At 25.4% G+C, this 24,696-nt stretch carries 15 protein-coding genes, 3 pseudogenes and 2 riboswitches; of the genes and pseudogenes, 6 read left to right on the forward strand and 12 right to left on the reverse strand.

Features of this window, described 5'->3' with window-relative positions; genetic code table 11:
* Positions 1-18 precede the first annotated feature (18 nt).
* Both CSGHG_RS10420 and CSGHG_RS10425 read right to left on the reverse strand, forming a co-directional pair.
* On the reverse strand, positions 19-3,192 hold the full coding sequence (locus CSGHG_RS10420) for a ligand-binding sensor domain-containing protein (protein ID WP_010294809.1): 3,174 nt from the start codon (positions 3,190-3,192) through the stop codon (positions 19-21).
* Positions 3,193-3,446: 254 nt separating this feature from the next.
* Complete coding sequence (locus CSGHG_RS10425) at positions 3,447-6,665, reverse strand: ligand-binding sensor domain-containing protein (RefSeq protein WP_010294812.1); 3,219 nt, start codon at positions 6,663-6,665, stop codon at positions 3,447-3,449.
* Between the two features lie 186 nt (positions 6,666-6,851).
* Here CSGHG_RS10425 and CSGHG_RS10430 point away from each other — a divergent pair, with 186 nt between their 5' ends.
* Complete coding sequence (locus CSGHG_RS10430) at positions 6,852-7,628, forward strand: nitroreductase family protein (protein WP_010294815.1); 777 nt, start codon at positions 6,852-6,854, stop codon at positions 7,626-7,628.
* Positions 7,629-7,688: 60 nt separating this feature from the next.
* On the opposite strand, the pseudogene ybaK reads toward CSGHG_RS10430, so the two are convergent.
* From ybaK to CSGHG_RS25085, 5 genes and pseudogenes are all read right to left on the reverse strand, one after another.
* Positions 7,689-8,167, reverse strand: a pseudogene (gene ybaK / locus CSGHG_RS20525) (Cys-tRNA(Pro) deacylase).
* A 643-nt stretch (positions 8,168-8,810) separates the two neighbouring features.
* Positions 8,811-12,506: a helicase-exonuclease AddAB subunit AddA gene (gene addA / locus CSGHG_RS10440; protein WP_010294819.1), complete on the reverse strand. Its 3,696-nt coding sequence runs from the start codon at positions 12,504-12,506 to the stop codon at positions 8,811-8,813.
* Positions 12,499-14,490, reverse strand: coding sequence for a PD-(D/E)XK nuclease family protein (locus tag CSGHG_RS21930; protein ID WP_010294821.1), 1,992 nt, complete (start codon positions 14,488-14,490; stop codon positions 12,499-12,501). The genes addA and CSGHG_RS21930 overlap by 8 nt, the downstream gene beginning before the upstream one ends.
* Positions 14,491-14,596: 106 nt before the next feature.
* The gene (locus tag CSGHG_RS24190; protein ID WP_010294823.1) at positions 14,597-14,857 is read right to left on the reverse strand and encodes an exodeoxyribonuclease V subunit gamma; all 261 of its coding nucleotides are present in this window, start codon (positions 14,855-14,857) and stop codon (positions 14,597-14,599) included.
* 231 nt (positions 14,858-15,088) lie between these two features.
* Positions 15,089-15,798, reverse strand: a pseudogene (locus tag CSGHG_RS25085) (PD-(D/E)XK nuclease family protein); the annotation flags it as partial.
* Positions 15,799-16,337: 539 nt separating this feature from the next.
* On the opposite strand from CSGHG_RS25085, the gene atoD reads away from it, so the two are divergent.
* A complete protein-coding gene (gene atoD, locus CSGHG_RS10450; RefSeq protein ID WP_010294830.1) occupies positions 16,338-16,991 on the forward strand; it encodes an acetate CoA-transferase subunit alpha in 654 nt (217 codons plus the stop codon).
* 2 nt (positions 16,992-16,993) lie between these two features.
* Positions 16,994-17,653: a CoA transferase subunit B gene (locus CSGHG_RS10455; protein WP_010294833.1), complete on the forward strand. Its 660-nt coding sequence runs from the start codon at positions 16,994-16,996 to the stop codon at positions 17,651-17,653.
* 66 nt (positions 17,654-17,719) lie between these two features.
* On the opposite strand, the pseudogene feoB reads toward CSGHG_RS10455, so the two are convergent.
* A pseudogene (gene feoB / locus CSGHG_RS24890) lies at positions 17,720-19,841 on the reverse strand (ferrous iron transport protein B).
* A gap of 89 nt (positions 19,842-19,930) precedes the next feature.
* The gene (locus CSGHG_RS10470) at positions 19,931-20,176 is read right to left on the reverse strand and encodes a FeoA family protein (RefSeq protein WP_010294839.1); all 246 of its coding nucleotides are present in this window, start codon (positions 20,174-20,176) and stop codon (positions 19,931-19,933) included.
* A 266-nt stretch (positions 20,177-20,442) separates the two neighbouring features.
* Here CSGHG_RS10470 and CSGHG_RS22690 point away from each other — a divergent pair, with 266 nt between their 5' ends.
* The 3 genes from CSGHG_RS22690 (at position 20,443) to CSGHG_RS10485 (ending at position 22,217) form a co-directional block, all read left to right on the forward strand.
* A complete protein-coding gene (locus CSGHG_RS22690; protein WP_010294842.1) occupies positions 20,443-20,607 on the forward strand; it encodes a DUF1540 domain-containing protein in 165 nt (54 codons plus the stop codon).
* A gap of 520 nt (positions 20,608-21,127) precedes the next feature.
* The gene (locus CSGHG_RS23890; RefSeq protein WP_155844756.1) at positions 21,128-21,280 is read left to right on the forward strand and encodes a hypothetical protein; all 153 of its coding nucleotides are present in this window, start codon (positions 21,128-21,130) and stop codon (positions 21,278-21,280) included.
* 67 nt (positions 21,281-21,347) lie between these two features.
* Positions 21,348-22,217, forward strand: coding sequence for a polysaccharide deacetylase family protein (locus CSGHG_RS10485; protein ID WP_010294844.1), 870 nt, complete (start codon positions 21,348-21,350; stop codon positions 22,215-22,217).
* An 86-nt stretch (positions 22,218-22,303) separates the two neighbouring features.
* Here the strand turns inward: CSGHG_RS10485 and CSGHG_RS10490 are convergent, their stop codons facing one another.
* The 3 genes from CSGHG_RS10490 to CSGHG_RS20535 all read right to left on the reverse strand — a co-directional run bounded on the left by CSGHG_RS10490 (position 22,304) and on the right by CSGHG_RS20535 (position 23,546).
* Complete coding sequence (locus CSGHG_RS10490) at positions 22,304-22,582, reverse strand: cysteine-rich small domain-containing protein (protein WP_010294848.1); 279 nt, start codon at positions 22,580-22,582, stop codon at positions 22,304-22,306.
* A gap of 105 nt (positions 22,583-22,687) precedes the next feature.
* Positions 22,688-22,813, reverse strand: coding sequence for a DUF2179 domain-containing protein (locus tag CSGHG_RS24195; RefSeq protein WP_010294851.1), 126 nt, complete (start codon positions 22,811-22,813; stop codon positions 22,688-22,690).
* Positions 22,814-22,832: 19 nt separating this feature from the next.
* Complete coding sequence (locus tag CSGHG_RS20535) at positions 22,833-23,546, reverse strand: YitT family protein (RefSeq protein WP_010294852.1); 714 nt, start codon at positions 23,544-23,546, stop codon at positions 22,833-22,835.
* Positions 23,547-23,675: 129 nt separating this feature from the next.
* A riboswitch (cobalamin riboswitch) is annotated at positions 23,676-23,853 on the reverse strand.
* 606 nt (positions 23,854-24,459) lie between these two features.
* A riboswitch (cobalamin riboswitch) is annotated at positions 24,460-24,632 on the reverse strand.
* Between the last annotated feature and the right edge of the window lie 64 nt (positions 24,633-24,696).

Consider the following 24,696-nt stretch of genomic DNA (forward strand, 5'->3'; position numbering starts at 1 on the left):
AAACATTGACAATTAATGTCAATGTTTTTTTGTTTGATTTATAGGTAATATTAATGTAAATTTACTTCCTTTTCCTAATTCACTTTCAACTTTTATTTCACCATTATGAAGTTCAATTATTTGCTTAGTTACAGTCAATCCTAAACCACTTCCCCCATGTTCCTCAGTACTTTTACTGTAAGTCTGAGAAAATCTATTAAATATACTTTCATGATATTTTTTATCTATTCCTATACCAGTATCTTTAATATCTATATATACTTTATAACTATCAGTCCAAACACCAACTTCTATCTTTCCGCCTTTTTCAGTAAATTTCACTGCATTTCCAATTAAATTAATTAAACATCTTTCTATTGTATCCCCATCACATTCAATTTCAAACTCTTCTACCTCTGGATCTATAATGAGTTCTATACCATTATCTTCTACAAAATTTTTCATTGAGAGTGCTAATTCCTCAACTATATAAATAATATCCACTTTTGCTATATGTAACTTATATTCTCCTGCTTCTATTTTTGAAGTGTCTATTATATTATTTATAAGCCTTAATAACCTTTTAGAATTTCTTTGTAAAACTAGCATATACTCCTCTAATTTATTTCTACTTATTCCATCTTTAGACTGATTAAAACTATTTATTAATTGTACAGATGATAAAATTAAATTCAATGGAGTTCTTAACTCATGAGATAAATTAACAAAATAGTTGTTTTTATATTTCTCAACTTCAATAACTTGTTTATATAATTCTTCGTTCTCTGCAAATTTAATATTAAGTTGATGAGTTCTCTCAAATATTATGGATTCTAAAATTTTTACATAATTCCATGCTATATATATAATTAGTAAAACTACCAACAAATATATTAGATAGGCCCATCCAGATTTCCAAGGTGGATTCAATATTTTTATATTAAGTTCTGTAGGATTACTCCAATTACCATTTGAACTTCTTGCTGTAACTAAAAACTTATAGTTTCCTGGTGGAATATTTGTATACTTTGCATAGTTCCTATTTTCTGAATCTATCCAATCATCGTCTAGTCCTTGCAATTTGTAATAATATGTTGTTTGTGCAGTGTTTTTAAAATCAGGTAAAAAAAACTCAAAATTTAAATAGTTCTCATCGTATTTTAATTCAATATTCTTTTTTATATTTATATCTTTTGTATTAAATTTTAAACTTTCAATTTTAACTTTTGCAGTATAATCAGGCTTATTTATATTCTTTGGATAAAAGCTATTAAATCCACTTATTCCTCCAAAAAACATCTCACCACTTTTACTTTTAAAATAAGAATATGTATTAAATTCTTTATTTTGTAATCCATCTGTTATATCAAAAACTGTAAAGCTATCTCTTTCAATGTTATATTTACAAATTCCATTGTTTGTACTTATCCAAGGATTCTTATCATCATCAATTAAAATTCCATATGTAAAATTATTTGAAAGGCCATTTTTATCATTATATGTTATAAATTTTTCATTTTTTATGTTAAATTTATTTATTCCATAACTAGTTGCAATCCATAAATTACCTATACCATCTCCAGTTATGCATTTTATAGCATTAAAACTTATTGTATTCGATTCACCTTTTATATGAATATAGTTTTTAACTTCCTCCGTATCTCTATTATATTTTACTATTCCTCCATCTATAGACGTTCCAAACCACATATTTCCATATTCATCTTCATATATTGACGTTATAGACTTGTCCATTATATTATTATCATTAAATATATAGGAGTAGTCTTTAAAATTTCCATTTGAGTCTAATGTACATACTCCATTTGTTGTCCCAATCCAAAGTATTCCTTTATTATCAATAAAAAGTGATCTAACATCATTATTTATTAGACTATTTTCATTCTCCTCATGATAGTAATTAGTGAATTTTCCCGTATTTTTATTAAATTTATTTAATCCATTAGATGTAGCTATCCATATCTCGTTACTTTTACCTGTGATTTGCCATATTTGATTGTCACTTATGGATTTTATATCTTCCTTTTTAAATACTTTAATAGAATTATTGTACCTATCTAAAACATTTAATCCATCATTTTTGGTACCTAACCAAATTAACCCTTCATCATCTTCATATATTCCTGAAACTTGATCTGAACTTAAAGTTTGATCTATCATAGGAATCCTTTTGTAGTGTGTAAACAACTTATTAGGATTAAAAATACTAATTCCTCCATAAGTTCCTACCCAAATTAATCCCGATTTATCTTGGGTAATTGATAACACATTATTACTCACTAAACTTTGACTATCATAATAACTGTTTTTATAAGTTATAAAATTATTATTTTTAATGTTTATTAATCCATTATCACTTCCAATCCATAAATTTCCTGAAGCATCTTTAAATATACTACTTATGTTTCCGTTTAAGTCCTCATAATTATACTTACTCATTTTATTAGTTTCTATATTTAATTCAAATAATCCATCTTCCTTGGTTCCTACATAAATTTTTTCATTATCGTTATAAACTTTAGTTATATATGTACCATTTACTAAATCATTATCATATCTTATAAATTTATTATCTTTAACTTCAAACTTATTTAATCCATTATTAGTTCCTATCCATACATCACCATTTATATCCTCACATATACTAGTTATAAAATCACTACTTAACGAGTTACTATTATTTATTTCATTAAAAAATTTATCTACTTTTTTAGATTTTTTATCTATTATATTCAGCCCATTCTCTGTAGCCACCCATATTCTCTCATTACTATCTTCCATTATGTCTACAATCTTATAATGTGATAAATCACTATATGCATTATATGTCTCTAAAACTTTACCATCCTTATTTATTTTATTTATTCCTCGTGAAGTACCTATCCATAAATATCCTTCTCCATCTTCGAATATATCCGATATGCAATTGGAGTTTATACTTATCTCTTCTTCATCATATCTATATACATAAAACTGATGTCCGTCATACCTATTTAGTCCATCATCTGTTCCTATCCAAATATATCCCTCACTATCTTGAAATATGGCATTCACTGATGATTGAGATAAGCCATCATCTACTGTTATATTTTCAAAATTTAATTTATGAATTTCTGTTTCTCCATAAACAGAATAATTCTTTATACAAAATATAATTAAAAATATAAAAATCATTATAATTTTTTCTTTCATATCAAACTCCTTTTAATAAAATTACTTTATCTAAGTATTTGAATATTCAAATCAACATTCTATTACAAACTTTATAATTATATTATAGTATTTTTATTACATACACTTGTACTTTTACTAATAAAATTTAATAATTTTTTAAATTATATTAAATAAAAAGATAATGTGGTTTTAAATTTTAATATATTATTAAAACAACATTATCTCCTAATTAACTTTTCATTCTAAAATTTTTTAAGATTAAATTTACTTTATTATGAGTAATTTAAACTTCCTACATGAGTATTTCTATAGACAGGAAGTGTTATAACAAATTCACTTCCCTCTCCAACTTTACTAATTAGTTCTATATTACCCTCATGCAACAGAATCAATTGTCTTGTAACTGTAAGACCTAATCCACTTCCACCATATTCTTCTGTAGATTTTTTATAAGCTTGTGAAAATCTATTAAATATTACATCATGATATTTACAATCAATACCTATGCCAGTATCTTTTACAGATATTTTCACTTGCTCTCCCAAATCAAACAATCTAACCTCTATTCTTCCACCTTTATCTGTAAATTTAACTGCATTTCCTATTAAGTTTATAATACACCTTTCTATTTCTGCTGGAGCACATTCTATCATTTTTTCTTCCATTTCAGGATCTATTATAAGTTCTATTCCTTTACTTTCTATTAAATCTTTCATTGAAAGAGCAACTTCTTCAACTAAATAAACAATATCTACATTTTCAAATTTTACTTCATATGTTCCTGATTCAATTTTTGAAGTATCTATTATATTATTTATAAGCTTTAATAATCTATTAGAATTTTTATTCATAACCTTCACATAATATACTATTTTCTCCTTTGGAATATAACTTTTTTCTTCATTTAATTTATCTATAAGCTGAAGGCTACTTAAAATAACATTTAGTGGAGTTCTAAGTTCATGTGACAAATTAACAAAATAATTATTCTTATTTTTTTCTTGTTTAATAATTTTCTTATATAAATTTTCATTTTCATGTAACTCTTTGTTTAGTTCACTAGTCTTTTGTTTTACTAAAGAATCTAAAACTTTAAACTCATTCCACAAAAATAATATAATCATAGCCACTATAATTATATAAATCAAATAAGCAAACGGTGTTCTCCATGGTGGTGTTTGAATATTAATATTTACTTTTTTAGGACTACTCCACTGACCAATACAATTTTGTGAACATATTTCAAAAGTATAATCCCCTGGTGGAATCTGAGTATAACTTATATTATTTAAGTTTAATCCGAAATTCCAATCCTTGTCTAATCCTTTTAATCTATATAAAAATGCTCTATTCCCTAAATTCCTATAATCAGGAAGAAAGAAATTTATATTAAAACTATTTTCGTAATGTTTTAAACTTAAGTCCTTATAATCAACTATTTCTTTATCTTTAACAGAAATATCTTTTATAACTACATCTGTACTAATATCCTCTTCTTTAAACTTACTAGGACTAAATACATTAAATCCATTATTTCCACCAAAAAACATTTCTCCATTCTTATTTTTAAAATAAGATAATAAATTAAATTCTTTTCCTTGTAGCCCATCGAAAATATCAAATATGATTATTGATTGATTTTGAATCTCCAATTTACATATTCCTTGATTAGTACTTATCCAAGGATTATCTTTTTCATCTACTAATATTCCATATACATAATTGCTTGGTAATCCAGAACTTTCATCCCCTTGCGTAAATTTTTCTGTTTTAGGATCTAACATATTAATTCCATAATCACTACCAATTAATATAGTACCTTTACTATCACTATTAATACAACTTATTCTATTACTTATTAATCCATTGCAACTATTTTCTTCATGATAATAATTTTTTATTTTATTATTTTCTTTATTATATCTTATAAGCCCTATATTTCCCCCAAACCACATTTCTCCATTTTTATCTTGATGTATTGTTAAAATAACTTTATCTAAACTTCCAATGGTACTTTCTAAAATAAATTTATAATCTATAATTTCACCATTTGGAGATATTGCTATTAATTCATTGTTACCACTAATCCAAAGATAACCTTCTTTATCAAAGTATAACGTTTTAGGAGAACATATAGGTAAATCTAGTGTAGTACTTATTCCGCTATTTTTATTAAATTTTTTTACATAACGGGATGTATTCCAATATATTTCATCATTTTCATTACCTACTACAGACCACACATGTTCATTTTCATCTTCTTTATATATAACTTTATTTTTATTTTTTCTATCAATGCAATTAATTCCATTGTCTCTAGTTCCTACCCAAAGTAATTCATCTTTGTCTTCATAAATTCCACTTATTATATTGCTGCTTATAGAGTTTTTATCTCCAGTTTTTTTATAATGTCCAAAAAAACTTTTTGAGTTATATAAATTTATTCCATCTGCAGTTCCAATCCATATAAGTCCTGTTCTATCTTGGTATACATCTATAACTACATTACTTGATAAACTTTTTAAATCGCATGTGTTATTTTTGCATTCTATAATTTTTTCAGTTTTTAAATCATATATATTTAATCCATTATGAGTACCAATAAACATTTTGCTTTCTTCATTACAATTTACTATCTTTAATTTTGTAATAGTATTGCTTAATATTTCTTTTGTTTCGTTGTTATAAATAATATTTTCTTTTGTCTTTAAATTTAATTTATTAATTCCCCCTTTTAATGTTCCAACCCATAAATTATCATTTTCTACACACAAACTTGTAATACTATTATCTGTTAGATTGTATAACTCTCCTCCATGAGAATAAGTATCTATCTTGCTTAAATCTTCATTAATGCAGTTTAACCCATCCTTAGTTCCTACCCATATATTTCCTTTCTTATCTTCTTCTATAGCAGTAATTCTATTATCTGTTAGCTTTACACGAGAATCACTTTTATAAAATCTAAAAAAATTATCCTCATCATAGTTATATATATTTAAACCATATTCAGTGCCTACCCATAATCTATTTTTAGAATCTACCATCAATACTCTTATCCTATTGTTAGATATACTATTCTCATCACAATCATTAAATTTATATATTTGAATCTTATTGGTTTTAGTATCAAATCTATTAAGTCCATTTTTTGTTCCTATCCAAATATTTTCTTTATTATCTTGTGTAATACACAAAATATTAGAAGATGATAAACCTTTATCTTTAAATTTATTGTATTTAATAACTTCAAATTTATTGCCATCATATATGTTTAACCCTTCATTAGTCCCTATCCACATATATCCTTTTTTATCCTGTATAATTGATCTTATAGTATTTTGCGACAATCCATCTTCATTAGTAATTCTTTCAAAATTTAGCTGATTTCCTACAGCTAATGCATTAGATGTTAAATAAGTATAAAATAAAACAGAAATAATTAAAAATTTAATATAAAATTCATTTTTTTTCAAATTATAACTTATCATATAATATCCCCTCATATAATAACTTCAAACTTTATCTTTTTATACAATAATATAACAATTTTTATACTATTTCTATATTTTTTCATTTAATACATTATATTGTAAGTTGAAATATTTGGAATTTTATGATATTATTACTTAAATTCAAATTCCGTAAATTTTCAACTTTAAAACAAGGAGGATATTATGCATAATTCTACATTAAATTCAATATTTAACAGAACTTCTTTGCGAAAATATAAAAATGTCGAAATTGAAGAAAATCATTTAAACTTAATTTTGGAAAGCGCTATGCGAGCTCCTACTGCTGGGAATATGATGATGTATTCTATAATAGTAGTCAAAGATTCTAAAACAAAAGAATTGTTAAGTAAAACTTGTGATAATCAACCTTTTATAGCTACTGCACCAGTAATATTAATATTCTTAGCCGATATGCATAGACTTTATAAATACTTTGAAAATTGTAATATCAAAGATTATTGCAATAAAGCCAATGTAAAATTTAAAACTCCTAATTTATCAAGTTTATTTTTAGCTGCTGGTGATGCTTTTATAGCTGCTCAGAATACAGTTATTGCTGCAGAATCCTTAAATATAGGCTCTTGCTATATAGGTGATATAATTGAAAATTATGAAATCCATAAAAAACATTTTAACTTGCCTGATTGGACATTTCCTATATCCATGCTTTGTCTTGGTTACTATCCAGATGATTATCCTAAAAAAATCACACCACGCTTTGATAAAAAATACATTATTCACTCTGAACATTATCACGATTTAAATAAAGATGATTTTAAAACTATGTATGAGCCCTATGAAAATAAAATTCCTAAACCTAATAAATATAATGCTGAAAATTTTGGTCAATTTTTATATGGTAGAAAATTTAGTCAAGAATTTTCTAATGAGATGGAAAGAAGTATAAATGTAATATTAAAACACTGGCAAAAAAAATAATTTCATAATAATAAAACTGTATAAAAATAAAATTTAAATTCTACTTTTATACAGTTTCTCCTAACCTTTTATCAAGTCTGCTGTTTTTGCATTTACAATTTCTATTAAATTTTTAGGTGGTATTTCTATCTGAACACCAATTTTCCCGCCACTAACTATAACATTTTCCAATGACTCTACAGTGATATTTATAAAGGTCTTATATAGTTTTTTCATACCAATTGGAGAGCATCCCCCTCTTATGTACCCAGTATATTTATTAATATCTGTAACTTTTATCATCTCAATCTTTTTTTCACCACAAATTTTTGATGCTTTTTTCAAATCCAATTCTTCTTTTACTGGTATAACAAAAACATATAATTCCTTACTAACCCCTTGAGCTACTAATGTTTTATATACCATGTCTTCTGACTTTCCTATTTTAGCAGCAACTGATAATCCATCTATTTTTCCATCTTTATTTTCATAGGTTATAATATTATACTTTATATTTTTTTATCTAAAATTCTCATTGCATTTGTCTTTACCTGTGCCATATTTTCTCCTTTACTAATCCAATTATATATTTAATTAATCTTTTATTTATTGTATCAAATTTTAATTTAAAGACCAAATTATAGCACATATAGGAAAATAACTTAATATTTAAGTTTTGTTATCAATTGTTATATAGAAACAAGCTACAATTTAAATTTATTCAATACCATTAAAATATATTTTTATAAAAATAAAACTGTTACCTTAAATAACAATTTCTTTTTCTGAATTTTTTTTATTCTATTGGATATACTAATTAACGATGTTTTCATACATCTAAACTAAAACTTATTTATTATATTTATATATTAAGGTATAAATTATACCTTATATTTTAAGAAAGTATTCCCTATAATACTCCCCAAATATTATATTATACTTTCTTCATTTTCCTCCATTTACAGAGGTTATGGTTATACTTCTGCAAATACAACTCATAAAAAGAAGGTGTATTAAATTGGCATGCAACCATTTTAATACACCTTTTTTACTATTAAATATACTTATCAGTACTTTCACCTATTTGTAACGAATGCTTTATCGAAAAACTCTATACATATCTTCACTATGATTAAATTTTATCTTCTTGTGTCGTTACAAATCTAATTTTAATCTTTAGATTCCTATTTCTTTTCATATACCTTACTTAACTTCTTCACTTTTATCTATGGAAAATAAATATAAATATTTTTTTATAACCGGCTTTCCTATTCCTTTTTCTAAAGCTCTACTATAATAATCTAATTGCATTTTATATTTTTCTTTTATAGACTGAATTCCATTTTCATTGTTCATTGATATATAATCCGTTTTATAATCAAATAGAATAATTTTATTATTTTTTTCAAAATACCCATCTATTATTCCTTGAATTTTTATAAACTCATTATCATACACATCTTCTTCTAATTCCTTATAAACTTCTTTAGCTCTTACTTCTATGCTAAATGGTACTTCCCTATTTAAGGTTCCTTCTTTATAAGCTTCTATTATTTTTTTCCCCAAATCATCATTTAAGAAGTTAATTATTTTACTTATTTTAATAACTTTTTCTTGTTCTTCCGTTATTAGTTCATTTTCAACCATCTGTTTTATTTGCCTTCTTATTCCAGCCTCACTACAATCCTGTGAAAAATCTAATCTTTGCATAACAGCATGAACAGCAGTACCTTTTTCTGCTGGTGTTAAAATTTTCTTTTCTTCTAAAAATTTAGGTCTTTTAACTATTGATGGCACATAGTTTCCTGTATACTCCATTTCTTCTTCTTGATTATTCTGCCTCTTTAACTCGGATACAGTAAAATTAGTTTCCATAGTTGTAGACTTCTCATATTTATATTTATAATCTAATCTATTTAAAACTTTATTTTGTATTGTGTCATCATGAATCTCATAAATTCTATTTAATATTTCTTCTATATCCTTGTTATTAACTATTTTATCTTCATATTCTATAAGGTCTTTATAACTAATAAGTTTGACATTCCACTTAGAATTATCTTTAATTGTAGGAATTTTATTATTTTTTAATAAAAAGACGCCATCCTCATGTCTAATTATACAAGGCATAATCCAATCTAAATAATTATTAGCTCTTATTAAATATCCTTGCAAAATTTTCCCCTCACTATTTTTAGCTATACTTCTCCATCTCTCTATAGATTTTTCAAAAGACTTAACACTTCCTGAAATTATTAATTTTTCTTTAGCCCTTGTAAAAGCAACATAAAGTATTCTCATTTCTTCTGATAAATTTTCTTTCTTAATTTTATTCTTAATTATATCCTTAATTATAGGACTATATGAAATTCTTCTTTTAAAATCTATAACTTCGGGTCCAAAACCTAACTCATGATGAAATAATATTTTTTTCTTTATATCCATAGTATTAAATTGTTTTCCCATAGCACTTAAAAATACAACTGGGAATTCAAGCCCTTTACTTTTATGAATGCTCATTATTCTTACTACATTTTCATTTTCACCTATAGTCTTAGCTGAGCCTAAATCACCACTAGTACTCTTAACTTTATCTATAAACTTTATAAAGTTAAATAAGCCTTTATAACTTGTTTTATCATATTGTTTTGCCCTTTGAAATAGCATTCTTAAGTTTGCCTGCCTCTTTTCTCCAGTAGGCATCGCCCCTACATAACCATAATAACCTGTTTCCATATATAAATTCCAAATTAATTCATCAATAGGAACTATAAGTGATTTCTTTCTCCATATATCCAATTTGTCTAAAAATCCAGATATTTTTTTTGTTAATTCTGTATGTTCTAATTCAATATAATTTTTTAGTGCATCATAAATATCTGTTTCTGGACTATTCAATCTAACATTTACTATATCTTCTGAGGAAAAACCACCTATTGGCGAACGTAAAACCGCTAATAGTGGAATATCCTGCTTAGGATTATCTATAATTTCAAGTAAACTTATCATAGTTTTTATCTCTAGAGTGTTAAAATAACCATCATTTGCATCTGTATAAACAGGTATACCTATTTTTTTAAGTTCTTCTGAAAATATAGGTGCATAACTTGAGGTAGCTCTTAGTAAAACAACTATATCCTTATATTGTGGAATTCTGTATTCTTTTAAATTTTTATCAAAAACTTTAAAGTTGTTTTTTCCTTCTATAAATTCCTTTATTTTTTGTCCTACTGCTCTGGCTTCTAACTCTATAGTAGATATTTCTTCCTCTTCAACATCACCATTCTCTTCTAATATATTTTCATTTTCAAAAAGCATAACTTCTACAGGTCCACCACAAACACCATCTTCTAACTCCTCATAATCAGCACCTAAATTTAAAGACTCCTCTTCTGTGTAGTCTAATTCTCCTAACTGTTCACTCATTATATTTTTAAATATATAATTTACAGCATTTATTACTTCTTCTCTACTCCTAAAATTTTTATATAGTTTTACTAATCGTTCCTTTGCTCCTTCTAATTCACTATAAGTATTTTTCTTTTCAAGAAACAATTCTGGTTTTGCCATTCTAAACCTATAAATACTTTGCTTTACATCACCAACCATGAATATATTATTTTCACCAATGTCTCCTTTAGAAATCATAGTAAGTATATACTCTTGCACATAATTTGAATCTTGATATTCATCAATTAAAATTTCGTCATATTTTTCTCTTAATTCCATAGCTATCTTAGATGGTTTTATATTACTTTCTTCATCTATATTTGTTAAAATTTCTAATGCAAAGTGTTCAAAATCATTAAAATCTATTATTCCCTTTTCTTTCTTTTTTGCCTGATATGTTTTAGATAAATTAATTACTAACTCACATAGCTTTTTCATAAGTGGATATAAATATTTAATATCCTCCCTGCAATAATTAGAAGTTGCTTTATTTATAATAGTTGTTAATTCTAAAATCTTCTTTTTATTTGTTTCTCTTATATTTTTTACTTCTTCCTGAGAAACCTTATTTTCACAGTTTTTAATAGAAGGCATTCTTACAAATTTTATATTATTTATTATGTTTTTTAAACTTTCTAAGGAATGCCTGTTTTTATATAACTCTCTAAAGTATGAGTACTCATTACTTATAACCTTATAATACTTTTCTAAATATTCATCTTCTTCTACTATATTTTTTGCTATTTTCATAGATTTAGTTAAACTCTCTAATTCAATTCCTATGTCATTAATTAATGCTTTACCAATAGATGAATCTTCTATTTTAAATTCTTCTCCAATATTAAACATTTCACTTTTTTCCTGTAGCCATTGCTTAGGATATGGTGTACTCATAGAAAATCTATATAAATCTAAAACCATATTAAATAGATTTAAATCATTCTTATTATTACAATAACATTCTATAAGCTCTAAAAATATTTCATCATTATCTTCATACATTTTTTCAAAAACTTCTTCTAATGATTCTTGCTTTAAAAGTTCTGTTTCTGTCTCATCGGCAACTCTAAAACTAGGGTCTAAATCTATCATATGAAAATTTCTTTTAATTACCTCAAGACAAAAGGAGTGTATAGTCATAATACTAGCTTTATTTAAAAGCGTTAATTGCCTTTGAAGATGTTTTGATGTAGGTCTACTAGCAATTTCTTTTGAAATAGCATCACCTATTCTCTCTCTCATTTCTGATGCTGCTGCATTAGTAAATGTAACTACTAATAGTTTATCTATATCAATTAAATTGTCCTTATCTGTTATCATATTTATTATTCTCTGAACTAAAACTGCTGTTTTTCCTGAACCTGCAGCGGCTGCAACAAGTAAGTTAGCATTTCTTGTATCTATTGCCCACTGTTGCTCCTTTGTAAATTTCACTTTATTATCACTCATTTACTTCTTCACCACATTCCAATATTTTTAATATTTCTTTATCCTTTTTTCCCTTAATACTTCTATATTTATTTTCCTCGAAGGATAAATCAAATTGACATATAGCTGATAACTCACAATATTCACAAGGATCATCATCTTCAATTTTACATGGATTAATACTAATATCACCACTTAACATATCTTCACAAAAACCTATTAGTTCTTTACGAACATGCTTTCTAAGCACGTTAAACCCATCATAAGATATCACACTAGAATCAGCTGTAAATTCACCATCTTTTTTTAATCCAACAGGTATTATACTAGATTTATTTCCATTATCTAATGTTTCATCCATTTCCCTTAAAATTTCTACATCTCTAATTAAAAGCCCCTTCATCTTTAGCTCTTTTAATATACTGCTTTCTACTTCCTCATCAGACATATTTTCATCCACACTTATTATTGGATCATCTATTTTAAAATATAAAACTCCTGCTGGATTAGATTTTTCTCCTACGTTTAATTTTCTATTCAAAATTGCATCCAAGTAAGTTAATAGTTGAATCTGTAATCCATAATATACATCACTTAATTTGAATTTTTTTGACCCTGATTTATAATCTATAATTCTATAATATACTTGATTACCAGAAATCAATTTATCTATCCTATCTATTCTTCCTATTAGTTTTACAACTTCTCCATTTGAAAGTTCTATTTCTATTGGAGGATATTCACTATTCGTTGTCCCAAATCCAATTTCATATCCTTCTGGTTCAAATTCTCCTAAATTAATTTGATTCATGATAGTTATTACTGCTCTTATTAAAACTCTTTTCAGTCTTTCACTTATATATTTATATCTAAAGGAGCTATTTAATATAAAACTTCTATCTTCACTCATTATAATATTTACTATAGACTCCACTTTACGCTCACAATATTCACTATCAATATCCTGCCACGTCAATCCTTCTTTCTTCATATTTTTAGAAAAACTATCTAAAACATTATGCATGAAACTTCCCAAATCTGGTGCTGAAAATCCGTAAACTTTTCTTTCTTTTGCTTTTAAACCATATTGTATAAAATAAGCAAAAGGGCACCTAGCATATTTTTCTATTTTAGATACAGTAAAATAATTTCCACCATCATAAAGTTCTTTTGCTTTTTCATCACTTATAGCATCTACAATATTTTTATAGGAGAATCCATTAAAGATAGTTTTAGCTTTTTCACTATAATCTTTATTTTCTATAAAATATTTATATACCTCACCCCATACTGGCGATATTTCTTCCGTTTCTATATAATGTCTTATTTTCATAATAAGATTATTAAAAGTTGGAATATGTGAATTAACATCGTCTAACTCATCTATATTCATATCTTTTACTATGTCACTTTCTTCCTTCACTTTTTTAAGAATGCCTTTTATTCTAGATATTATTATAGATTGCCTAAGAGCCTTTCCTTCAAAATCTGCAACTGGATAACTTAAAGTAAGTTTTTCACTTGGAAGTGTTAGTGCAGTGTATATTAAAAATTGTTCCTCAAACATTAAAGTCTGTGTGTCACTTGACAACTTTACACCATTAGTTTCAAAAACTTTTTTATCTAAATCATTAAATATACCATCATCTATTGTAGCTTTTGGAAAAACTCCATCGTTAACACCAACAATATAAAGTGCTTTAATATCTTGAGCTCTTATACGTTGTATATCTCCTATTGTAACTTGATCTAATGCTGGGGGAATTATCCCCATCTCGTGATAAGAAATAGCCATATTAAATAATGATACAAATTGCTTTAATGCTATTTTTTCTTCCCCTAAAACTTTAACTAATTCATCTAAAATTTCCATGAGTAAATTCCATATAGAACTATACTCCCTTGCATCATTCAACTGTTCTTTTTCTTTTAAGTCTTCAATTTTTATATTTATCTTATTTCCTAAATCCAATTCTTCTAAAAATGCAAACAATGCTTTACACATACTTGCAATTTTATTTTCCTTCTTTAAACTTTTTTCAAATTAAGAATTGGTTCTAAAAATTTATCTTTTATAATTTTAGGTTTTTCTTCTTTCCAATAATATTCATCTAAATATTTTTTTCACCTGTTATACCATAGGCTATAACGTAATTTTCTAATATATCCACATCTTCCATATCAATATCAATAAACTCACTTTTTAGATATCTAAAAACACTTTCATATGAAAAATTTTTCAATATAATTTCTAGTGCAGATTTAACCATAATCACTATTGGATTACTTTCTACATCTTTTTTCATATCTAAAAAGTATGGAATCTTATACTCTGAAAAAATAGCTTTTATTATATCCTCATAACTATCCAAATTACGAGTAATAACTGCTATATCTTTAAATCTATAATTTTCATCTCTACATAATCTTAATATTTCTTTTGCTACATATTGTATTTCTGAATAAGTATTTAACCCTTTAAATATTTTTATATCATTTATTTCTTTTTCATAGGGTTTAGTAGCAATATTAAAATAGTTTTTTTCTATATAGCTTAATTCATCACTATTTATAAATCTATAATTATTTTCATTTTTAGGATTTCCCTTTAATATAATTGGTTTTTCATAGGATATATTATTTTCTGCCGCTATCTTTAAGATTTTATTTTCTGTATAAAAAACAGGATAAAATGCATCTGTTATATCAAAATCATCTTCTTTTTTTAAAATACTACTTCCCTTATATGGTAATGTTATATTTACTCTCTTACATATTTTAAAAAGTTTTTCTATAATATTATATTGTTGAGGTGTAAAACCATAAAATTCATCAATCCAAATCTCAGCACCACTTAAAAATCTACTTTTTAAAATTTTTCATTTAAAAAATCTAAAGTATCTGCTGGATCAAAAGTATCTTTTCCTAAAGCTGAATTATACTTTTCATAAATTAATGATGTATCAAATATTTTGTCTGATAAAAGTGAGTTTTCATCTATAACATTTTTCATTTCATTAATATCTTCAACAGTTACATTATATGTTTTAAATTCATTAATCATTGATATAATATTATCTACAAAACCACTCTGTTTTGCTGATAATGAAAATACCTTAAGCTCATCTTTTGATTCTTGAAGTATTTTATCAACTATTATTGCTTTTCCAGTATTACTTAAATTTTTATGTGTAATACCTCCTACTTCATTAAAAATAATATGAGCTAGCCTTTTAAAACTAAAGCTGTATACATTATTGACCCCTAAACAACCTAATCTTTCTAATAACATTTTTTCTGACTTAAAAGACAATTGCTCTGGAATTAATAATATTAAAGGACCATTTTCACCTTTTTCTTTTTATTTTCAATTTCCTCTATACATCTATAACTTTTTCCGCTACCTGAACCACCAAATATAAATCTTAATGTCATATCTATATTATTGTATTTATATATAATTTAAATTTTTAATAAAATAAATTATATATACAATAAAAACTCACCACCTTTAAATTAATATCTCTTCATTTTTTCTACTTATTATATTTAAATTATATACTATTTGCTCTAAAGTAGTCAGATGTTACTAATTAAAGTTAATACTCAAACTTTTATTATATATTTTTTCTTTTAGATTTAATTTTATTAAAATCCGCTTTGAAATTCATATCATTTTAAATTAAAGTTTATACATAAGTAAAATATTATTTAAATTTTATCCACTATTTTCAATATAATTTTTATTTTTTAATAATTTTGTGATTTTTTTAAAATAAAAGAAGGAATTTCTATTTTTGTGTAGAATATTCTTTATAGTAAGGCAATTAAAAATATTTGGAGGTATATGTTATGAACAAAATTGTTACTATTGAAGAAGCTATCTCTCATATTAAAGATGGCATGACTGTTATGATCGGTGGTTTCTTAGCAGCTGGAACTCCAGAAAAATTAGTAGATAAATTAGTTGAAAAAGGGGTTAAAGATTTAACTATAATTGCTAATGATACTGGATATCCAGATAAAGGTATTGGAAAGTTAATAGTTAATAAACAGGCGAAAAAAACTATTGCCTCTCATATAGGTACTAATCCAGAAACTGGACGACAAATGAATGAAAATGAAATGGACGTTCAACTTGTTCCTCAAGGAACACTTGCTGAAAGAATTAGATGTGGCGGTGCTGGTCTTGGAGGATTCCTAACTGAAACTGGAATTGGAACTATTATAGAAGAAGGCAAAGAAAAAATTACTGTTAATGGTAAAGAATATTTACTTGAACTTCCTTTAAAAGCTGATGTAGCATTATTATTTGGATCAAAAGTAGATACAAAAGGTAACATCTATTATCATGAAGCTACTAGAAACTTTAATCCATTAATAGCAATGGCAGCTGATATTGTAATCGTTGAAGCTGAAGAACTTGTAGAAGCTGGTGAATTAGATCCTAACATCGTTGTTACACCATCAGTTTTTGTTGATTACATTGTAAAGGGGGACAAGTAATTATGGATAGAAGTATGATGAGAGAAGTTATAGCAAAAAGAGTTGCGCAAGAACTTAAAGACGGAGATGTTGTAAATCTTGGTATAGGACTACCAACACTTGTTGCTAATTATATTCCTGAAGGTATAGATATAACACTACAATCTGAAAACGGTTTTGTAGGAATAGGTTCTTCACCTAAAGAAGGAGAAGAAGATAAAGATTTAATAAATGCAGGCGGACAATATGTTACTGTAGTACCTGGTGCTGCATTTTTTGATAGTTCAATGTCATTCTCTATAATAAGAGGTGGACATGTTGATGCAACTATACTTGGTGCACTTGAAGTTGACCAAGAAGGAAACCTTGCTAACTGGATGATTCCTGGTAAAAAAGTACCTGGAATGGGTGGCGCTATGGATCTTGTAGTTGGAGCTAAAAAGGTTATAGTTTCGATGGAACATACTGCAAAAGGAAATCCTAAAATTTTGAAAAAATGTACATTACCATTAACAGCTGCTCACCAAGTTAACTTAATAATAACTGAAATGGCTGTTATGGAAGTTACTAAAGAAGGTCTTGTTTTAAGAGAATTAGGACCTGAAGCTACAGTAGCTGATGTTAAAGCTGCAACACTAGCTGACTTAATAATTCCTGACAATATAAAAAGAATGAACATATAATATAATTATAAAAAACAAAAATGAACTGCATTTTATCAGTTCATTTTTTATTACATAAAAACATACTTACATAGCTATTTTATATATAGTAGTTGTTATAAAACATACTAAAAATGCCACTACTGTAGGCATAACCAAAGAAAATAAAGCCCATTTCCTACTTCCTGTCTCTTTCTTTATTGTAAGTATTGTTGTTGCACATGGAAAATGCAATAAAGAAAATATCATAGTATTCAATAATGTCAAATAAGTCCATCCATTATTTATTAAAATATTTTTAAGCATGTCTAAACTAGTATAATCCACCATAGTTCCGTTAGCTAAATATCCCATTAAAAGTATTGGAAGAACTATTTCATTAGCTGGTAATCCTAATAAAAATGCCATTAATATAAATCCATCTAAGCCTATTAAACTGGCTATAGGATTTAGAAAATTAGCAATATGACCTATTATACTCATGTCACCTATAATAATATTACTAAATATATATATGAGAACACCTGCTGGCGCTGCTACTTTAATAGCTCTAACCAATACAAATATAGTTCTATCAATTATAGAAGTATATATAACCCTCATTATTTGCGGTCTTCTATATGGTGGTAACTCTAATGTAAAAGAAGAAGGCATACCTTTTAATATAGTTTTTGACATTATTAATGAACTTAATAATGTTATTACAACGCCTAAAATTACTAACCCTACAACTATTAATGCAGCTAATATTGAATTTGCTGTATTAGATGCAAAAGTACCTCCTACAAAAATCATTGATAATGCTATTAATGTTGGAAACCTTCCATTGCAGGGCACAAAGCAATTAGTAAGTATTGCAATTAATTTTTCTCTTGGAGAGTCAATTATTCTACAAGCTATAACTCCTGCTGCATTACATCCAAAACCCATACACATAGTTAAAACTTGTTTACCATGACAACAAGCCTTTTTAAATGCTTTATCTAAATTAAAACAAATTCTTGGTAAATACCCACAATCCTCAAGTATAGTGAATATAGGGAAAAATATAGCCATTGGTGGTAACATTACTGCCACTACCCATGCAACTGTCTTATACATTCCTAAAACTAAAATATTAGTAAGCCAAATAGGACTATTTATATTTTCAAAAAAGTTTAATAAATGTGGTTCAAAATTATTAAACATATCAGCTAGTAACTTTGATGGATAATTAGCTCCCTGTATTGTTATCCATAAAATCATAGTTAAAAGCATAAGCATTACTGGTATTCCAAATTTTTTTGATGTTAAAATATCATCTACCTTTTGTTGTTTAAAAATTTGATTTTCATCTTTTTCTACTGTTTCTTCTGCAATATAAGAACAACTTTCATATATTTTCAAGGCAATTTTATCCCTAATAGAAACACTTTCATCTATAATTTTTTAATTTTTTAGTATCATCATCATCATATAATAAAAAATTTTCATCAACATATTTGCGTATAGAATTTATAATTGTTTTATCTCCATCCAGTAATCTTAATGAAACCCACCTGTAATTCATATCACTATATTTTTTATATAGCAATCCTGATATAGAATCAACTTTTCTTTCTATATCCTCACCATAATCTATTTTAAATGGAACTTTTCTTTTATATTCTCTAGTGTATACCTCTATATTTTCTTTTAAAGTATCAATTCCTTCTCCATTTCTTGCAGAAGTTACAACAACAGGAACTGATAATAATTCTTTTAATTTTTCAACATTTATTTCTATATTTTTCTTTTTAGCCTCATCAATCAAATTCAAACAAACTAAAACTTTAGGATTAAGTTCTAAAATTTGAATTAACAAGTTTAAATTTCTTTCTAAGCAAGTTGCATCTACAACTACAATATTTAAGTCTGCCTGTCCAAAGCATATATAATCTCTAGCAACCTCTTCTTCTGATGATGTAGCCAATAATGAATATGTTCCTGGTAAATCTACTAAAATATATTCATTATTTTTATAATTAAAAGTTCCTTGAGAATTTACTACTGTTTTTCCTGGCCAATTTCCTGTATGTTGATGTAATCCAGTTAGTTCATTAAAAACAGTACTTTTACCTGTATTAGGATTTCCCGCTAATGATATTATATATTGATTGCTTTTATTTTTTTCAACAATCTTAATATCTTTTAAATTTTCTTTCTTTGTTGAATCAAAAGTTAATCCCATTTTTCACCTCTAAAAAATTGATTAATAAAATAAATTTATTTTTATTACTCTTTATAAATAAGCTATCCAAGTATATTTGTATAAAACTTTTATAAAATACTTCTCCTTACCAAAATATTTTCACTTTCTTCCTTTCTAAGTGCTATACATGTCTCCCTTATAAGATAAGCTACCGGCTCACCAAAAGGTGACTCTCTTAATATGAAAATTTTGGTATTAGGTACAAAACCTAAATCTAATAACCTTTGTTTACTTAAACCTGTAGATAACACTGATGTAATTTCTACAGTCTCACCTACATTACATTCGCTAAGCTTAAATATTTTATCCTCCATAACCCATTCCCTACCTTTTGTTAATTTATTTTTAAAATTACAATTACATTACATAATATGTAATGTAATATACATTGGTTCTTAATATATATATTTATATAAAATATGTTTTTTAAATGAAATTGAGTACCATTTTCATTATTTTTTTTGACTTTTTACCCACATTTTGATACACATAATATTTCTTATATTGCTTAAAATATTATTGTAATGATTAAAGATTATAAAATTTCTTTAATCAATAAATTTAGAGGAGGTAATTACTAATGAAAAAAAATGAATCTATTGGATGTACTGTAGAACAATGTGAATATCATGCTAAAGATACTAACTATTGTACATTAAACAAAATAGAAGTAGGTACTCATGAAACTAATCCTACTATGCCTGAATGTACTGATTGTAATAGCTTTAAAAAATGTAATCACTAATTAAATTATTTTATAAAATATAAAATAATTTTTTATGATGAATTTTTTAATAATTAGTATTTATTACTAATATATTAGTAATGTTGATGTTAATTATTAAAATTGTAAAATCAAAATAAAATCTAAAGATTACCCTTGAAGATATTTATATGAGCTCATATTATACAAATTATAAATTGTTTAAATTTAAAATAATTTTTTATTAAATAAAAGATATTTAATAAATCTAATTTATAGCTGTATAATTCAGTTGTTAACAACTTTTTTTTAGAAAAGTAGAAGATTTTCTTCTACTTTTCTATAAATAAACTTATTATTTAAAACAATATTTGTCTCTAAAATATTTTTGTAACATTTTTGTAAAAACAAAAGTAAAATATAGGTTTATAATTTAATTTGTAGTGTTATGGAAAAATATTTATTTAAAAGGAGACATAAAGATGAATATTTCATATAAAAATACATCTAAATTAAAGAAAAACAAAAACGTTCTATTTTAATTTTTACTTTAGTAATATTTGTGTCTTTTATATCAATTTTTTATTGCAATCATAAATTAAATCAATATAAAGATGAAAATACAAATTTAAAGTCTAAAATAAATTCTTTAGATACAGATATAAGTGATTTAAAAAGTAAAAATTCTAAGTTATTAGAACAAAAAATAATTTAGAGTCTAAAATTAATTCATTATCAAAATAGTAAAATAGTGTATTTAATGGTTATAGGGGGGTAATCTAATGAAAAACAGGACAAGCGCTTTATTTATAAAAGTTCTACTTATTTTTACAATATTTATTCTTATTTTTACTTTATTTATAAATTCAAAGGCTATATTGGCAAAATCTGATACTAAAACTTTATCAGAAACAATTGAAGATAAAGTTGCTGAAAAAGATAAGCTAACTAAGGAAAATATTACCTTAGAGCAAAGTATAAAAGAAAAAAAGTCTCAATATAGTGAAGTTTTATCAAATACTAAAATTGCATATTTAACTTTTGATGATGGACCATCAAATCATACTTTAAAAATTTTAGATATTTTAGATAAATACAATGTAAAAGCTACTTTTTTTGTAAATTATAAACCAGGAATGGAACGTATGTACAAAGAAATATCTGATAGAGGTCATACTTTAGCTAATCATACTGCTTCTCATAGCTATAATAAAATTTATGCTAATAATGAAAGTTTTTTAGGTGATATACAATTTTTAGATGAAAAATTAAAATCTATAACCGGTAAAGAACCATCTAAAATTTTTAGATTTCCTGGTGGTTCTAATAATAGAGTAAATGGTCATAGTGATGCTAACTTTATGCCTGGCTTGTCACAATATATGACTGACCTTGGTTATACTTTTTTTGATTGGAATATAGATTCTATGGATGCTGCTACTTTTAAACAAGATAAAAATGTAATAATCCATAGTATACTTGATAATACTCCATATGTTAAACAAGCAAATATATTAATGCACGATTTAAATCCTAAAACAACTACTGTAGATGCATTACCTAGTGTTATTGAAGGATTGAAATCCCAAGGTTTTATTATTGAACCTTTAACTCATGATTCGGCTAAAATACAATTTACTTCTGTTAATTAATAGTAATTATAAAAAGTTATATCCACCAATAAAATTGGTGGATATAACTTTTTGTAGTACTTTATTCAAATTATTAATGATTATTGCTATTTTTTATATTTTTCTTTTAAAAATTTATCTACTCTCTCATTATTTACAGATACTATTTTATTAAATATATAATCATATCCATTTTTTGAATGTGGTATCATACAATTAGTACAATCTTTTATTCCATTACTCATTACATTGTTTCCACCACAGTCTTCAAGAAAGTATAATGGACAGTAGCAAAATAAACAATTGAATTCTTCCTCTTTATTTACTTTATGACAAGGAAAAAATTCGCAACTTTTGTGTTGAAAAAACTTATAATTCTCACTCATGATATTATCTCCAATCCCATAATTAATATTTAAAATTTACTTTTATTTTAACATTTTATTTCAAATTTATCTAACATTCAAATAATTTTTCAAGTACTTTCTGAATTATATGGCAGATTTTAAAAATCCTTTCCCCTGAACTTCCATAGCATCTGAAACAGAAACCAATGCTTTTTTATCTATACTTTCTATTAATTTTTGTGCATTATTAAGTTCTTTTTCTGAAACCACAGAATAAATGATTTTTCTTTTAACTCCAGTATAAGCGCCTTCTCCATAAAAAAAAAGTGGTTCCTCTTCCCAAACTGTCCATAATTGCATTAGATACTTCATTCTCTTTTTCAGTTACTATTATTAATATTTTCTTTTGGTTAAAAGCATTTATTATTTTATCTATAACTTTGGATTTTACATACATAAGCATTATTGTGTATAGCGTTAATTCTATACTTGTTATAAAAATTCCTAAAGCCACTATTATCCCATTTAATGCAAAATATAATGAGGATATTTTAATACCTCTATTTCTTCTTATTATTATTGCTATAATATCTGTTCCACCTTGTGATGCACCTTGCCTAAATATTATACCCATACCGATTCCACTTAAAATAGCTCCAAAAAATGTAGCTATAACTAAATCATTTACAACAAATCCTTTAAGCAATTTATCTGTTATAACTAATGCTACTGACATTGATACCATTCCAATAATACTCAAAAAAATAAATTCTTTATCTTTTAAAAATTTATATCCTATAATAAATACAGGTAAGTTTATTATGAATACCCAATATCCTGAAGGAATATCTAGTATATATTGAAGTATAAGAGAAATTCCAGCTATACCTCCACTTAAAAGTCTATTTGGTGAAATAAAAATATTTATTGCTATAGCATAAAGTATACTTCCAAAAATAATTTTAACTATTTTAAAATATATATTGTTATCTTTTAAATTCATACTAACATCTCCTAATGAATAACTAAATTTCATTTAATTTTTTAGCTATTCTTTTCATGTAATCAAATAACAATATACATATATAATATTAATTTTAATCAATTTCTGACTTCTCCTTCCCTCCGAAAGATTATCATAAGATTTTAGGCAGGTTTCCTGACTTTGTACTCATCCTCATTTAATCCTTCCCAGTATTAACCAGTGGATATTCTAAACTTGTCCTACTTACAGTAGCGGGGGCTGTAGTGGATTTTAACCACTTTCCCTTTTACCCTTAAATTAAGGCACCTATAAACCCTATATTTTTTTCTTTATATTTTTCTTTTAAATTAAACATAGGAGAGAATGAAACATCTCTCCTATAGCTTAAGTGTGTAAATTTAATAAGAGTTAATTTTCTATCTCTCATAAGACTTCAGTTAGCTGTGTTGTCTAAACTAATTTTTTAATATAAGCAAATTTTTCACAATTATTATTTTTTAAGTATCTAAAATTTAAACTCTAACGTTACTTAACTGAAACTTATCAAGTAGAGATAATTTAAAGTTTATAAAAAATATCTTCGTAAAACAAAGATATAATATAGCATTATTTAAGTAATAGTAAACTATTCATATTACTTTTTCCTTTATAATTCTAAATTATTATTTTATTTTATAAGAACATGTTATCAATTTTTTAGTAGTTTATCAAGTCTACTTAAATTTTCATTAAAACTTTAGTAGATAAAAAGTTTTTATTTAACCTATATCTACTAAAGTCAGGTAAATAAAAGTAATTTAAGTTATTGGAAATATATAAAAAACCTTCGTAAACTTTACGAAGGTTTATATAACAAATATTAAATAATATATTTAAATTCAATTAAATATACGAATTCAAAGATTGTTACAAATTCTTCCCTCCGAAGCTTTATAAAACAACGTTCTAGGCAGGTCTCCTGGCTCACGCATCATCCTACACCATCCTTCCCAAAATAATTCAGTGGATACTGGTTCGTCTGCGTTACAGTAGCGGGGGCTGCAGTGGATTTTAACCACTTTCCCTTTTAACTCTTTGTAGAGCACCTATTACACAATATTTACTTTATATTTATAATTATATCACTTTAAAAAATTTTTTCAATAGTTAATTTTTTTATTTACTTATT

Origin of the sequence: Clostridium senegalense JC122 (genome assembly GCF_000285575.1) — a bacterium.
Taxonomy (GTDB): domain Bacteria; phylum Bacillota; class Clostridia; order Clostridiales; family Clostridiaceae; genus Clostridium_J; species Clostridium_J senegalense.

What these genes read in the sequence shown, in the direction of transcription:
- CSGHG_RS22690 (WP_010294842.1), top strand. Translation starts at nt 20,443, where the DNA reads ATGAAAAAAAATGAATCTATTGGATGTACTGTAGAACAATGTGAATAT.
- CSGHG_RS10420 (WP_010294809.1), bottom strand. Translation starts at nt 3,192, where the DNA reads ATGAAAGAAAAAATTATAATGATTTTTATATTTTTAATTATATTTTGT.
- CSGHG_RS10485 (WP_010294844.1), top strand. Translation starts at nt 21,348, where the DNA reads ATGAAAAACAGGACAAGCGCTTTATTTATAAAAGTTCTACTTATTTTT.
- CSGHG_RS10430 (WP_010294815.1), top strand. Translation starts at nt 6,852, where the DNA reads ATGCATAATTCTACATTAAATTCAATATTTAACAGAACTTCTTTGCGA.
- CSGHG_RS20535 (WP_010294852.1), bottom strand. Translation starts at nt 23,546, where the DNA reads ATGAATTTAAAAGATAACAATATATATTTTAAAATAGTTAAAATTATT.
- CSGHG_RS10425 (WP_010294812.1), bottom strand. Translation starts at nt 6,665, where the DNA reads ATGATAAGTTATAATTTGAAAAAAAATGAATTTTATATTAAATTTTTA.
- atoD (WP_010294830.1), top strand. Translation starts at nt 16,338, where the DNA reads ATGAACAAAATTGTTACTATTGAAGAAGCTATCTCTCATATTAAAGAT.
- CSGHG_RS10455 (WP_010294833.1), top strand. Translation starts at nt 16,994, where the DNA reads ATGGATAGAAGTATGATGAGAGAAGTTATAGCAAAAAGAGTTGCGCAA.
- CSGHG_RS10470 (WP_010294839.1), bottom strand. Translation starts at nt 20,176, where the DNA reads ATGGAGGATAAAATATTTAAGCTTAGCGAATGTAATGTAGGTGAGACT.
- CSGHG_RS10490 (WP_010294848.1), bottom strand. Translation starts at nt 22,582, where the DNA reads ATGAGTGAGAATTATAAGTTTTTTCAACACAAAAGTTGCGAATTTTTT.
- addA (WP_010294819.1), bottom strand. Translation starts at nt 12,506, where the DNA reads ATGAGTGATAATAAAGTGAAATTTACAAAGGAGCAACAGTGGGCAATA.
- CSGHG_RS21930 (WP_010294821.1), bottom strand. Translation starts at nt 14,490, where the DNA reads ATGTGTAAAGCATTGTTTGCATTTTTAGAAGAATTGGATTTAGGAAAT.